At 53.5% G+C, this 12,374-nt stretch carries 16 protein-coding genes; all 16 read right to left on the bottom strand.

Translation table 11 applies throughout. The annotated features are described in order from the left end of the window. Position 1: 1 nt before the first annotated feature. Positions 2 to 757: a phage minor tail protein L gene (locus tag SK50_RS10270; RefSeq protein WP_048229374.1), complete on the bottom strand. Its 756-nt coding sequence runs from the start codon at positions 755 to 757 to the stop codon at positions 2 to 4. Next, positions 754 to 1,101 (bottom strand): phage tail protein, encoded by a 348-nt coding sequence (locus tag SK50_RS10265; RefSeq protein WP_023296494.1) that lies wholly within the window; start codon positions 1,099 to 1,101, stop codon positions 754 to 756. Before SK50_RS10265 ends, SK50_RS10270 begins: the two co-directional genes overlap by 4 nt. 56 nt (positions 1,102 to 1,157) lie before the next feature. Continuing rightward, positions 1,158 to 1,511: a hypothetical protein gene (locus SK50_RS10260; protein ID WP_020690998.1), complete on the bottom strand. Its 354-nt coding sequence runs from the start codon at positions 1,509 to 1,511 to the stop codon at positions 1,158 to 1,160. A 74-nt stretch (positions 1,512 to 1,585) separates the two neighbouring features. Next, on the bottom strand, positions 1,586 to 4,498 hold the full coding sequence (locus SK50_RS10255) for a phage tail tape measure protein (RefSeq protein WP_048229372.1): 2,913 nt from the start codon (positions 4,496 to 4,498) through the stop codon (positions 1,586 to 1,588). Then, positions 4,495 to 4,758, bottom strand: coding sequence for a DUF1799 domain-containing protein (locus tag SK50_RS10250; protein ID WP_044704725.1), 264 nt, complete (start codon positions 4,756 to 4,758; stop codon positions 4,495 to 4,497). The genes SK50_RS10255 and SK50_RS10250 overlap by 4 nt, the downstream gene beginning before the upstream one ends. Positions 4,759 to 4,805: 47 nt before the next feature. After that, on the bottom strand, positions 4,806 to 5,117 hold the full coding sequence (locus SK50_RS10245) for a phage tail assembly chaperone (RefSeq protein ID WP_022651271.1): 312 nt from the start codon (positions 5,115 to 5,117) through the stop codon (positions 4,806 to 4,808). Positions 5,118 to 5,182: 65 nt separating this feature from the next. Beyond that, positions 5,183 to 5,854 (bottom strand): phage tail protein, encoded by a 672-nt coding sequence (locus SK50_RS10240; RefSeq protein WP_048229371.1) that lies wholly within the window; start codon positions 5,852 to 5,854, stop codon positions 5,183 to 5,185. Positions 5,855 to 5,923: 69 nt separating this feature from the next. Then, positions 5,924 to 6,334, bottom strand: a complete 411-nt coding sequence (locus tag SK50_RS10235; RefSeq protein ID WP_048229370.1) for a DUF4128 domain-containing protein — start codon at positions 6,332 to 6,334, stop codon at positions 5,924 to 5,926. Next, positions 6,331 to 6,915 (bottom strand): hypothetical protein, encoded by a 585-nt coding sequence (locus SK50_RS10230; protein ID WP_048229369.1) that lies wholly within the window; start codon positions 6,913 to 6,915, stop codon positions 6,331 to 6,333. The genes SK50_RS10235 and SK50_RS10230 overlap by 4 nt, the downstream gene beginning before the upstream one ends. A 1-nt stretch (position 6,916) precedes the next feature. Then, entirely contained in the window at positions 6,917 to 7,267 is a 351-nt protein-coding gene (locus tag SK50_RS10225; protein WP_048229368.1) for a hypothetical protein, read from the bottom strand. A gap of 1 nt (position 7,268) precedes the next feature. Beyond that, the gene (locus SK50_RS10220) at positions 7,269 to 7,751 is read right to left on the bottom strand and encodes a DnaT-like ssDNA-binding protein (protein WP_048229367.1); all 483 of its coding nucleotides are present in this window, start codon (positions 7,749 to 7,751) and stop codon (positions 7,269 to 7,271) included. 36 nt (positions 7,752 to 7,787) lie between these two features. After that, positions 7,788 to 8,066: an Ig-like domain-containing protein gene (locus tag SK50_RS24010; protein WP_255353973.1), complete on the bottom strand. Its 279-nt coding sequence runs from the start codon at positions 8,064 to 8,066 to the stop codon at positions 7,788 to 7,790. Positions 8,067 to 8,068: 2 nt separating this feature from the next. Beyond that, entirely contained in the window at positions 8,069 to 9,022 is a 954-nt protein-coding gene (locus tag SK50_RS10215; RefSeq protein WP_048229365.1) for a major capsid protein, read from the bottom strand. Positions 9,023 to 9,034: 12 nt separating this feature from the next. Continuing rightward, a complete protein-coding gene (locus SK50_RS10210) occupies positions 9,035 to 9,805 on the bottom strand; it encodes a hypothetical protein (RefSeq protein WP_048229364.1) in 771 nt (256 codons plus the stop codon). An 86-nt stretch (positions 9,806 to 9,891) separates the two neighbouring features. Beyond that, complete coding sequence (locus SK50_RS10205; protein ID WP_048229362.1) at positions 9,892 to 10,983, bottom strand: structural protein; 1,092 nt, start codon at positions 10,981 to 10,983, stop codon at positions 9,892 to 9,894. 1 nt (position 10,984) lies between these two features. Beyond that, the gene (locus SK50_RS10200; RefSeq protein WP_045911871.1) at positions 10,985 to 12,373 is read right to left on the bottom strand and encodes a DUF4055 domain-containing protein; all 1,389 of its coding nucleotides are present in this window, start codon (positions 12,371 to 12,373) and stop codon (positions 10,985 to 10,987) included. Between the last annotated feature and the right edge of the window lies 1 nt (position 12,374).

The raw sequence follows: 12,374 nt of genomic DNA, 5'->3' as shown, positions 1-12,374 counted from the left end.
ATCAACTCCTAATCAACGACGTGCCCGGGAATCCACCGAACGGCAGTTCGTTGCCGTCTCCATGCCGGAGCTTACAGGCCGTAAGCGTGCCGGGGCATTCATCCAGCGACGGATCGCTCACCGGGTTGTTGTTTTTATCGAAATAGCGGGTACCGGCATAGTCGCAGCCGTCGCCGGTGCGGTACTTATTGCGCATGCACCAGGTGCACAGGGAATGAAGCTGGCGCGTGGGGATCATCTTACCCTGCAACGACATCGGGCTATCGAGTACGAATTCGATACTTTCGCCCGGAATTTCGCTGCTTTTGCCATCGATGTAAAAAACTCGTTTTCTGACCTGTTGCGGATCAGCTGTTGCGTTACCTGCTGGGAAGTTCTTCGCATCCAGATAATGTGAATAAGTGTCATGGATAGTAACTTTGGCCTGTAGCATATCGTCATAAGCAAGGCACAGCGCTGTAATCTTGCTATCGATATCTGCAACCGTGAGCGTTGGCTGGGCGCTGTTTCCGTCTGTGGAGGCTTCAAGCCCTTCAATTTGATACGGCCAGGCGGCATATTCTTCCCCCTGCCACCAGATACTTTTCGCCTTCAGCTTTGATTCATCGCCACCAGCGGCTGCGATTTCTTCTTCTGTGTGCGGGAAGTTGTACGCGTGAAATCGCAGTACATCATCCACGCCGAACGTAGAACCATCAACTTCGATAAGACGGACTTTGTTGCCGGGCTCAAGACTTTGATAGTCTGCTGTGATCATGGTGCGTACGCCTGTTTGAATGTTGCGGAAATGGTCATGACTTTGCTGGATAAGGGCTGTGACTTGATTGATTCGGCCTCAATCCGGAAGAGTCCTGTTTCGCCAACTGGAGATGTCCAGATAAATGCCTTTGTGACGTGAGAACGAAAAAATTTTAGAGCCTGAAGCATGTCCGTATTTTTGCCCGTTAGGGTTACAGGCCATGACTGCTTTTCAGGGTTGATGCCTTCCCCGGCAATCTGCTCATAGCCGTCGCCAAAGGTTGCAGAGCGGGTTTTATGGTTAAACGTTCCCTCCATTCCCGCCTGTATCTGCGTTCGCCAGGTGAACGTTTCCAGTGCCATGTTTGCTCCATAAAAAAAGCCACCCGAAGGTGGCTTGTGACAATATGAGAAGGAAATTAGCGGGTTTCACAACCAAGCTGAGACTTGTCGATAATCTGCGTGCCTTCAACACGGTAACCATATGTGCCGAACAGAAATGCGTGGTTTAATTGATAAATAACAACATCGCTTAGGCCTACGGAACACTTGTCTTTTTCAATAGCCCGATCCATTGCAGTTTTAACGCTTGGAATGCCCAGCGGGAAAATAACAATTGGAGCTTTGTCTTCACCAGTCACACGTTGACCTTTTTCAAACTTAGCTGCGTTCAAGTTGTAATTTTTAGTACTACCAACGGTCATATCAGCAACACGAACAGTACAGCCAGACAACATTAAAGCCCCAAGAGCTAAAGCCACTACCTTCTTCATTTTAAGTTTCCTTTGATTGCAATCGGAAACATCTTAACATGATGAATAATGTGATAAAACAAACACCATGTCTCTTATCTTGATTTTGTTGCATTCCAGATGAGCCCACCAGGCTGAAGTTGTTTCGCAATACCTGCCCGAACAGATTGATCAATAGTCTGCTTGTAAGCGCGAGAAACAGCATCGTTATTTGCAGAAGTCTGCTGCTGAGAGTTCTGGTTTTGAACAACTACGGACGTTTGAATACTTACCCCACCGGCCGATGATGACTGAAGCCCATACATCGGAGCGTGGCCAACATAACCGCCATTTGCATAACCCTGTGCGCTTCGCATAAGTGAATAGAGGTTTCCAACCCCCAGCGCACTTGTTGCCTCTTTGGTGAAGACGAATTCGCCACTATGCACCACGCCTTTTGGCTGATACTTTCCTCCATCCCCTGTGTAGCCGCCAGTATTGAATTCCGGAACTGCGCCGCCACTAGAAAATCCGAAAAATGAACCAAATGATGTCCCCCCAAACGCAGACTTCATTCCGTTAACCAGCGCCAACTGTGTCAGCATCTGGGCTGTTCCTTTCAAAAAGGTTGTCAGGAAATCTGAGAAGTTAGCTTTTCCAGTGGTAAAAAAGTCTGTAAGAGTGCTGGCCATACCGGTGAATGTATTGCTGGTAAGTGTCTGCACTTGTGAGTAAACATTGGTTGCGGAGTCCTCAAATTCAGCCCAGCCCTTTTTCGCGCCGGTCAACCAGTCGCCACGCAACCTGTCCTCTGCGGCATAGTAATTATTCGCCGCTTTGAGCTGCTTCTGATAACCAACGTCCTCCAGAGAACCGCCGGCGTTCACCCAACCTGCGGCAAGCTGACTTTTCGCGAGTTCACGCTGAGCTAACCGATCGCTCATTCCAGCTCCACCGACCAAAGCAGCCTGCTTCTCTGCCATCTGCGTGACGTATTTCTGCGAGGTATCCATTCGCTTGTTCAGCTGTTCCTGTTCGGTAATCTGATCACCTAACAGGGCTTTCTGCCGTGCCAACTGAAGCACCTGGTCTTTACTCGCCAGCAGGGATCGTTCCTGCTTTGTCAGGGAACGTGAACGCGAGGCCTCCTCCAGCACCTGAAATTTTGCTTCAGTCGTCCACAGATCTTTGCGCTGCTGGCTGATAGTGTCGTTCAGCCCTTTATGCTGCTGAAGAGCACGCAACTGCGCCTGAAGCGCCAGCAATTCGGCCTGAGCAGCGTCAGTACTGCGGTCGCCAGCCGATACAGTACCCTGTTTTCTTGTTTTCGTTTTTTTGCCAAACGAAGCGACTGCTTCACGATCCTTCTGAGTGGTCGCGGCGCTTATTTTGCGGGATGTATCGAGGTACTTGCCTGCGCTAATGTCAGCTGCGTCCCAGTCCTTTTTCAGCTGAGATACGCTGTTACCATAAGCGCCGGCCATTTTTTCGTTATAGTCCTGCCATCCCTGCAAAGTATCCGTTTTCGCCCAGTCAGGAACGAGATTAATCGCAGCCGCGATAGAAGAAGAAATAATCTGGTTCAGCTTCTGGAAAACTATCGCGACGCTGTAATAAATCGCGTTAAATTCCTTTAGCGTGTTTGATGCCAGCTCAGCTACCCATTGACCGATGCTCTGCATAGCCTCAGACGCCCATCCCTTGATATCAAGCCACAGGCGGCCAAATGGCGTCAGCGAGTCGTAAGCCTGCTCTCCGCGCTCTGCCATCGTGTCGCCAAACAAATCCATAGCTTGAGTAACGGCAGCGGTCTGGTCTTTCTGCTTAACTAACTCGTCAATGTGCTTAAGCTGTGAAACGGTGAGAAAGTTGAATTGCTCATTAAGGTTCTGAAGAGCCTTAACCGGATCCTTATCAATATCCTTATAAGCCTTGGTAATGTCCTGAGCCGAGACTATACCGGTCTGAACCGCCAGCGCCGTGGAGCCCGCTGCTTTTTCAAGTTGCTGCTGTGTCAGCGATCCCATGCCAACCAGCTCAGTCATCAAACTCTGAACGGTTCCTACAGTAGCGCCAGTAGAGGCAGCAATAGACTGGGAGGAAGCCATGATCTGGAGCGCTGACGTGCCGGCAATGTTGCCAGTCCTGATAATGGCCTGGTTAATTTCGTCGTAGGCTGTGAAGTAGTCCGCCCCCGCTTTTGCCGCAATCAGTACAGCGCCAGCCAGACCACCAATCGCTACACGCGCCGGGGTGACCATGGATAACATCGCTTTTAGCGCGTTCCCCACCCCGCCAAAGGAATCACGCAGCTGCCCCCCCTGCTGGATAGCAACCATATAAACCGGCATACCGGAGGCCAGTGAGGTCACAATATCCGTCATTTGCATTGGCAGGTAACGCATGGCATTACGGTACTGCCCCGCACTGATAGCTCCCGATTTCCAGGACTCTTCCTGCTCTTTTAGTCGGGCAATCATTGGCGCAGCGCGATCCGACACGCCGAGTTGGGCCGCCTTCAGTTCGAGTAACTCTGCACGGGTTTTTCCGATAGCTGCAACCTGATCCTCAAGTGAGTCGATAAAAGTTTTGCCTGCGGCAGCTGCCCGTTGTGCTGCCTGTGCCTGCTCAATGCGAGCACGTCCCTCTGCTGTTTCAGATTCCATGACCTGCGCTAGTTTCGCGCGGGTTGACTCAAGCACGCTGTTGTAACGCGTAAAATCTTCATCATCCACCAGCCCTTTACTGCGAAACTTAGACAGGCTCTCCTGAATGGTATCGAGTTCATCCAACGCTTTGTTAACGGGGCTGATTTTGTTGAGCAGAGTCTGGAGCTCCTGGCGCTGCTGCTTCAGGCTCTCGGTATTTTTCTTCTGGTTGTCGATACCGGTGCGAAACGTACTGTTCAGGTCATCCGCTTTACCTGCAGCGGCGGTCGCGGTCTCCTGAAAGCGATCCAGTGCCTGGTTACCACGCTCCAGCTCAGTGGTATTTACGCGCAGGGAAATCGTGGCGATGTCGTTACTCATTCCGCCCTCTCTTTATGCATAACTTTTAGTGCGGCGCTCTCCATGATTCGGATGTCCGAAAGCGCGGTTGCCTCGTCGTCGACGTGGTGCAGGCGCATCACCCAGGGCAGCACGTTGTAATCAAGCCCTGATGCGCCTCCCATGCCCGTGCGCCACTGCGTGCTGACAGCCTGAAACACCAGGAATGAAGGCCATACATCTGGCCAGACGTCGATGTATTGATCGTCGTAGTCATCCGGCGTAAGCCCATAGGGTGCCAGGTCTGCCGCTGTGGGTTCAGGCGTATAGAATGCAGAGGCAACCGCTATCAGTTTTTTTCGCGCTGCCCCATCAGTTCGCGATAGTAGGTTTCAGGGATAGCCTTCATTGCAGCCGGATAGTTTTCCAGCAGCACCGACAGGTTTTCCGCGTTGAATGCATCGGGAAGTGCCCAGCCAGCAATGATTTCCATCAGAAAATCAGTGGCGGTTTTGCCTTCCATTTTCTCCAGATCCGCCAGTTCTTTGAGTGGCTTGTGATTGAATGTGAACGTCAGCACGCCATCCTCATCGCCGGCTCGGGGGATCGAGACATTGGCCTTAAATGTTGGTTTAGGCTGAAGAGTGAATTTGGTCGCCATCGATACCTCTTAACGAAAAAAAGCCTCCGTGATGGGAGGCATGGAATGGTGAAAGCTCTGACGGGTCAGGCGGCAGCGTCAGTCACCTTGTAGAACGTCATCGCCGGTGACTGCAGGTTCAGCACCACACTCACTGTCTCTACCTCGTTAACCGCAGTAGTCGGCGTGTCGTCAAAAGATGCCGTGGCCGCCCAGTAACGGTTCTCCTTCGCCTTCGGCACGTACATGTACGCTGCGACTGTCTCTTCGTCTTCATCCAGTTGGCGAAGCAGCGGGTATACCGGGAGCGTGGAGTCATGCGCGATCGAGTAGGTCTGAGAGACTGCGGATTTATAGGTGTTCAGGTTGCGCTGGCGATCATCGCTGAGGAACTGAATCTGCGTGGTGTTCTGATCACCACCCGATTTCGATACCTCAGTGATTTGTGGCAGTTCGGTCCATTCTTCAATTTTGCGAATAGAGCCGGTACCGCCGCCCTCCGCGTATTTGTTTTTGTTGGTGGTATTGATGTTGCGAAGAGTGACAGCATTCTCCGCAATCGCGTCGATTTTCGCGATAACGTTATCAATACCCGACCAGTTGCAGTTCACGTGAACGATATCGCCGACCGCAATATCGTCCGCGGCGCTGACGGTGATCACCGCGTGCTCAGCATTCGTCGCGCCGGTGAAAGTAATGGCCGGGCCGTAGCCCGAAGCCAAATAGACATGAGAGCCGTTAGGCAGTGCAAAGCCCATAATGGTTTCTCCTTCAGAAACAAGATAATCGGCGTTAAGCCGGTCAGGTGTGGGATGTCAGAGAGGGAATCAGCTGGTAATGTCTGCCCGATAATTCAGGCTGACAGGAACGGTGTAGGACACAGGTGTAGGGACGCCGCGGAATATGCCAGGCGCGCTGCTAATCCAGCAGGTAAAGTCTTTGCCTGCAATTTCCTGCCCCTCGGGGAACAATTCCGCCACTCTGCTCGCCAGGGCAACGACGGAGGTACGGCCGGAGCCGGCTGGCGCCACGACATTAATCTGGTACACGCCAGAATAAGTCCGGCAGCGCAAGCCGAGATCGATTGTTCGCGGCGTAACGGGCATATCGTGAACGGCCAGGTACATCTCGTTAGCAGGAGGTGTAAACGGCACGTTCTCCCATGCAACCGAAATGCCCTCGGCATCGGCCCAGGTACCCAGTCTGGCGGCCAGTGCAGATGCAATATCAGGATTCACCTGGACACCTCCCTGACAGCTTCCTCAAAGAAGCGTTGAAACTCAGCAGCGGTTATACGGACCATTCCGCGCGGTGCCTGTGTGGAATGCCCCATTTCCAGCGGGTAGGCATAGGGCACGTTGTTGCAGAAATAAATGGCCTTCATCCCGACTTTGAAAAGCGACAGCGTGTAGTTCCCGGCCGCTTTTGTCAGGTCGCCGGTCTTGTCTATTCGCCCTGTTTCATCAGTTGTCGGAGCATCAAACGATACCTGCCAGTTACCGCGAAAGCGTCCGCCCGTATACCCCGGCGGTGCTTTGATATCCATCCCATCCACAACCCGGGCTTTTTTCTTCAGTCGCCCGGTTTTGGTCAGGTTGTCGGGATTTGCCCGCTGCGCCTCGTTATTGTCGTAAACAGCGCGATTATAGGAAACAGCTGTCTGGTTAACTTCCCACAACTCCGGGTTGCCCACTGGGGACATCACCACCAGCTGGTTGAGGATTTTGATTCCGACGGCGCGTACCACTGCCTCCTGATTCGTTTTCGCCTTATTAACGAAAGCCGTGATTTCAGCCAGGAAAGCCGCGTTCTCGCCCATGTTAAGCCCTCAGTTGCGCTTTGTAGCAGAGTACCAGTGCGGCGGGTTTTGCCGGGTTCGGTTTGACAACACGGTAGGCTGTGCCGTCAATATCAACCACATCGCCGATTTTAATTTCCTGCTCTGCCGTAAAATCGATCTGCACATCGCCGTTAACGATGACCGTTCCATCAATTTCGCTTGGCGCGTATTCAGTCTTCACGCCCACAGCAGTAAAACGGACCGCTTCAGTTTTATGCTCAACGCCACCGATAACCGTTACTGAACCCTTGCGGGTGACGTTGTATAACGCTCCGTTCTGCCTGAGCATGCGCGTTGTTCTGGCCTGCATACGTAGGTAATCAATCGCCATATCAGACCCTCTCTACAAATGCATTGATGGCGAAACCTCGACCACCAGCAAGGTCGCCTAGCAGCGCCATGACAGCAGGATAGGACGGCGTGAAAACTTCACCATCTGCGACCGCATAGGTCATGGTGACAGCACCTTCCACACGTTCAGTTTTCACAGCGGCTTCGCGCACGCTGGAGAGTAAATCTCCGTCGATTGCCTCTACCGCCAGCATGCACTGCGCGGTTAAAACCTGCCGTGGAACTTCATCCGGCGGGAAATCATGTTCATCCAGAACGACATTCACGCGTGGCCATGCCAGAGCCTGTCTCGGGTCAGCTTTTGAGCCTACCCACTCCAGCCCCTCAAGGTAATCCATGGCCTTAATCAACAAAGGAGTGAGCTTGTCAGGCAGTTTAATGCCACGTATTTCCGCAAACGAGGCAAGTTCCTCTTCACTGGCGTAGCTGTTGGCATCAGGAGAGGTGATATCGGTATTGATCATCTAATCATCCTGTTTATGGGGCTTTCACCCCATTCTTTAATCTCCGGAAGGCGCAGTGAAGGTGATCTCATCAGTGGTTTTCGCCACTCCTTCAACCGTGCCGGTTACCGTGAAGGTGCCAGCAACGTCTGATGTGAGTTTCACCGTTGCACCACCAGCAGAGCCGGTTTGAGAACTGGCCGTGCTAAGCGTGCCGCCTGTAGACGTCCACACGACGGTTTTACCGGATACACCGGAGCCGTTCAGCGTGTACTTCAGAGAAACAGTTACCGCATCTGTGCTGTCAGCGGTTGCGGAGGTTTTATCCGCTGACAGCGTTACTCCCCCACTGCGGATTCCAGTTTGATCAGCACGCCTGCCGTTGATTTGTTGCTGGTGAAATGCCTCTTCCAGTTGCCCGCAGTGCCGATGGCGGTCAGGTCAGGGTTATCACCTTTGGCAGTATCCCAGCTGTAGCCCAGCAGATCGACGTTCACCACACCTTCAGCGCGATAGCCAACCGCAAGGTTTTCCTGATCGTTGATATCGTAGGAACGGAAGCCCGGCGCCTGAGACTCGGTAACGGTCACTGCGCCGGCCACCAGCCCAAGGATCGCATCAGCATCCATGGTGTCGGTCACCAGCACAGGTTTACCCAGCGTGCCCGGCTGCCCGCCGTAAACCACCACGCCCGCTTCTTCGTAAATTTTGTTGGCAATCGCCTCATCCACAATGTCGAAGTAGGTCGCGGAGTGCATCACGAACAGAACCACTCGGTTAAACTTGTCGCCATATTTGCGCAGGCCACGCGTCAGGGTCTTTTTACCGTCGGTCTCAATGTCGGCGGTTACGACCATGTCGGCGTTAGCACCAATCGCCGCAGTCAGCGCTTTCAGGCCATATTTCACATAGCCTTCCAGCGTGGCATCTGCGACATCAACGCCGATCACTTCGGAGAACTCATCAACGGAGCGGCCACGGCGTTTAAAGGCCTCTTCCGTGGTTTCATACGGACCGTATTTCCACGGTGCTTTAACGGATACCGCTTCACCGGCACCGATTTTTTTACCTGTGACTTTATCGACAGAGTTCACATTGCGCGATTCGATGGAACCACCAACTTTGTAGAAGGCGCGTTTACGGAAATCGCCTTCAATCAGTTCGTTATCCAGCAAAATCGCACCGTTGGAGGAAGCGTTGAACACTTCCAGATTGTCCTGGCGACGCTCAAGAAACGCGGTCTGCGCCAGATCGTCATAAATAACCAGGTCGGTATTAACAGTCGTTGCCATGGTTTAAATCCCTTATTTCGGAAGTTTGAGGAAGGCCTGCTGGCCGTGTTTGCGGATGTAGTCCGCTTTGTCGCTGGCGCTCATTTCGGAACGTTTCAGGCTTCCACCACCGTTTGGCTTGTGTCCGCCCGCGCCCGTGCCTTCTGCGCGAGGGAACAGATGCGGAGCCGTCTCCTTGAGTGACTCCGCCCACTCAAGCGGGCTTAGTGGGGTTTTGCCGTCTTTGCCGAACAGAACATCGCCATTTGCATCAACCGCTACGGCCTCGCCTTCGTCGTTGAGCTGGAATGTGCCTTTGGCACGCAGAATCAGATCGTCAGAAGCTTCAGGCAGCGCGCCCGCTTTAGAGGCTGCTGCCCGGATTGCATCCCCGAGGACCCGATCCCGGAATTTGTTGGAGAACGCTTCAGCTTTTTCCGCGCGCTCGTTTGCCGCTTTGATCTGCTTATCAACGTCAGCACGCAGACGCTCGGTACGCTTATCCAGCACCTCGTCAATTTTTCCGGCGGCGATAAGCTTCGCCTCTTCATCGTCAGAAAAACGCTGGAGAATGCCGCGTACAGCGTCTGGATCGATACCGTCAAAGCGCGACAGGTTTTCTTTTTGCTGTTTGATGGTGCCCAGCAGTTCAGAGTTTTTCGATTTCAGGCCAGTGACTTCACTGGTCACACGCTCATCAATCAGCTTCTGGATTTCGGGGGTGATTTCGATACCACCGCCACCACTGCCCTCACCGCCGCTTTCAGGTGCGTAATATTTCAGAAGCATGTTTCGAATTAACATAATTTCCCCTCGGGATTTTGTCGGGCCTCGCCCATAAAAAAGCCCCGGCGGATGCCAGGGCGTGTAGAAAGTGATGGTTGTCAGGTTCAAGCGCCTGATAGCTGCTTAAGACGCTCCATGCTGATCCACTCGCCTTTGTCAGTGAACATATCAGCCAGGTCGATTTCACCCGCGCGGAACAGACGGCCACGCTCGGCACCCAGAACCTGATCCTGTCGCTGCGCCGATTGTCGCCTCAGCCATTCCAGATACGTGGTTTTCGCCGGTACCTGTCCGTCCATGCTGGCGCGGGTACCATCGTCCATTTCATCGATATCGATACCGAGTTCGCGCCACGACTTAAGAATCAGGGTTTCGGTAGAACGGCAGCAGAAATGAATTTTCCCGGGCCCTTGCAGGTAAGGTACTTTATGCCCGATCGGTTTATTATCCAGCGTGTATCGCAGCAGGTCGCGAATAATGCAGTCGTGGCTGGTTTTATTGTCCAGCGTAGACAGCCACTGCTTACCCTTCACGATGTCACTGTTGGCGCTGGTGAAGCTGTTGCGCGCGGTGGCAGCCAGATGATTAACGGCTGTTTTAGCGATGCTTGCGGCGTTTGCCCTGCTCATCTGAAGCGCGCCGTCGCGATAGACTTTATTGGCATGACCGCGCACGCTTCGGGAGATGGATTCAACCGTGTCGCCAGCAAGATAGCCACGGCGTACAGCGTTTACGATCCGCGCCAGCCTGTCCGATTCCAGATTCTCCGCCCACTCACTCAGCAGGCGCCCCTGAAATGGCTGAGCCATCGCCGCGGCATAAACCATATCGGCGGTGATTCCCTGTAACGGGTAGCGTGCCAGCACCTGTGAGGGAAGAAGGGAATCGAACAGGCTCAGCTGATAACTGACCTCATTCCTGGAAAGCGCAAGCAGTTCCCCTTCCAGCCCGGACTGCATCGAAGCGACAGCCTGATGGTTAAGTTCGCGTACGCTGCCGAGCAAGCTTTCCAGACGTGTAACCGTGAAGCTATCAGCCGGGAGCCGATCCAGTGCATCCAGCAGACGGGCAGACAGTTCTGCGTCCGTCTCGTTGAGCAGCTTCACCATCCGGTTAGCGACACCCGTCGCATAGCGGCTAATCCAGACGGAATGGGCAATGGCCTCATCCCGCAAACTTTCGTTGACTGTTGCCATCTCAGCCCCCGGTCAATGAGGGCGCCTGATTGCGGAGCGCATCAATCACATCATCCGGGCTGTCTGCCGGGTTGATGAGGTCGAGTTTCTGAAGCGCCCGAATCATGTCAGTATCGCGCAGTGCGCCGGACTGCCATGCATTAACAATCGCGGTAACCATCCCGGATTCGGCAACCTTCGCGATAAATTCCTGGTTGATGGTGTAGCTCGTCGATTCGTCCTTAATTCCGAGGTACTTCGCACACCAGCCCAGCGCCAGCGTGTAAGCCTCGGAAACGTTTGAAACGCAGATACCCAGCACTGATGTTGATGCGCTCTGTTCACCGCTTGCCTGCGTTGCAGTCTTCGCCGTGGCGTTCTGCTCAATTAACCTGGCGCCCAACTGCACCATGTAATCGCGTTTGCTGTCCATGGCCTCTTTAGCCAGCATGTTCGGCTGCGCCTGGGCATAGCCAAACGAGCCATCTTTGGGAAGCATTAGCGGTGAACGGGAACCAATTTTTACTCCGGTCTTCTCAAGGTGATCTCGCCAGTTGGTATCAAGCCCAGTCATATACGGCTGCACCTGACCACAGAACCACACGCTGTCCTCATAGTCAGCGCTGTTTCGATAATGGCCATGGTTTATCTCCACCAGCGCGGCCAGCGGTGAATCATCGATAGTGGGATCGTTGTTCTGAGCACCGACAAAGGTGAACGGGATTTCGTCCCAGTAGTCCTTCCCTTTCGGCTTAGGGTGGTATTCACTGTCAACGCTGTAGGTTCCGCTTGCGGTGCCACCTGCCCGGCGCCATACACGGCAGATAAACTTCCCTTCTTCCAGCGCCAGCTCGCGGTACTGAATTTCGTCCTTGTAAGCGTAACCATCCGGCTCTTCTACGCATTCGCGCAGGACCACCAGTACCAGCTGATCGCGTCCGTTAATTCGCTTTGTTCGCCAGTTGATGATGTTCTCTGCCGGATAGCGGAGAATGATCGCTTCGTCTGATGCCTCTGCATAGTCAACGTAAAGCCCATCACGCGCCACCTCCAGCACGTTCTCAACCACCAGCTGCGACTGCTGATAAATGCTGGTACCCGCCCCGTCAGCATTATCCAGCAGGTATTTCAGCTTCTCCGGGCCGTTAAACGTTGGGTCTTTGCGATACGCCATGCCAAGCATGCCGATCTTCGTATTGCCGGCAATGGCGTAAAATACAGCGCGGCGCAGATAGTCCTCGTTGCGCTTACGGTTGCGCGTGGATTTATCGGTTGGATCGAGATAAGGCAAGTACTTATTGCCCGCCGCTTTTACGGCCTCAGCGCCTTTGCAAAAGTCTCTGTATTTCCGCCAGGCAGCAGAAGCCGCCCGGTGTTCTGGTCGAACCCAGGTGATGTCGTCGTTTGCCATA

Origin of the sequence: Enterobacter sp. BWH64, from assembly GCF_001037645.1 — a bacterium.
GTDB classification, from domain to species: Bacteria; Pseudomonadota; Gammaproteobacteria; order Enterobacterales; family Enterobacteriaceae; genus Enterobacter; species Enterobacter hormaechei_C.
The sequence above is the reverse complement of the archived record's forward strand: the minus strand, read 5'-3'. Positions and strand labels throughout refer to the sequence as shown.

Excerpts from the sequence above, each read along its gene's own strand:
- SK50_RS10270 (WP_048229374.1), bottom strand. The coding sequence starts at position 757 with ATGATCACAGCAGACTATCAAAGTCTTGAGCCCGGCAACAAAGTCCGT.
- SK50_RS10265 (WP_023296494.1), bottom strand. The coding sequence starts at position 1,101 with ATGGCACTGGAAACGTTCACCTGGCGAACGCAGATACAGGCGGGAATG.
- SK50_RS10260 (WP_020690998.1), bottom strand. The coding sequence starts at position 1,511 with ATGAAGAAGGTAGTGGCTTTAGCTCTTGGGGCTTTAATGTTGTCTGGC.
- SK50_RS10255 (WP_048229372.1), bottom strand. The coding sequence starts at position 4,498 with ATGAGTAACGACATCGCCACGATTTCCCTGCGCGTAAATACCACTGAG.
- SK50_RS10245 (WP_022651271.1), bottom strand. The coding sequence starts at position 5,117 with ATGGCGACCAAATTCACTCTTCAGCCTAAACCAACATTTAAGGCCAAT.
- SK50_RS10240 (WP_048229371.1), bottom strand. The coding sequence starts at position 5,854 with ATGGGCTTTGCACTGCCTAACGGCTCTCATGTCTATTTGGCTTCGGGC.
- SK50_RS10230 (WP_048229369.1), bottom strand. The coding sequence starts at position 6,915 with ATGGGCGAGAACGCGGCTTTCCTGGCTGAAATCACGGCTTTCGTTAAT.
- SK50_RS10225 (WP_048229368.1), bottom strand. The coding sequence starts at position 7,267 with ATGGCGATTGATTACCTACGTATGCAGGCCAGAACAACGCGCATGCTC.
- SK50_RS10220 (WP_048229367.1), bottom strand. The coding sequence starts at position 7,751 with ATGATCAATACCGATATCACCTCTCCTGATGCCAACAGCTACGCCAGT.
- SK50_RS10215 (WP_048229365.1), bottom strand. The coding sequence starts at position 9,022 with ATGGCAACGACTGTTAATACCGACCTGGTTATTTATGACGATCTGGCG.
- SK50_RS10210 (WP_048229364.1), bottom strand. The coding sequence starts at position 9,805 with ATGTTAATTCGAAACATGCTTCTGAAATATTACGCACCTGAAAGCGGC.
- SK50_RS10205 (WP_048229362.1), bottom strand. The coding sequence starts at position 10,983 with ATGGCAACAGTCAACGAAAGTTTGCGGGATGAGGCCATTGCCCATTCC.
- SK50_RS10200 (WP_045911871.1), bottom strand. The coding sequence starts at position 12,373 with ATGGCAAACGACGACATCACCTGGGTTCGACCAGAACACCGGGCGGCT.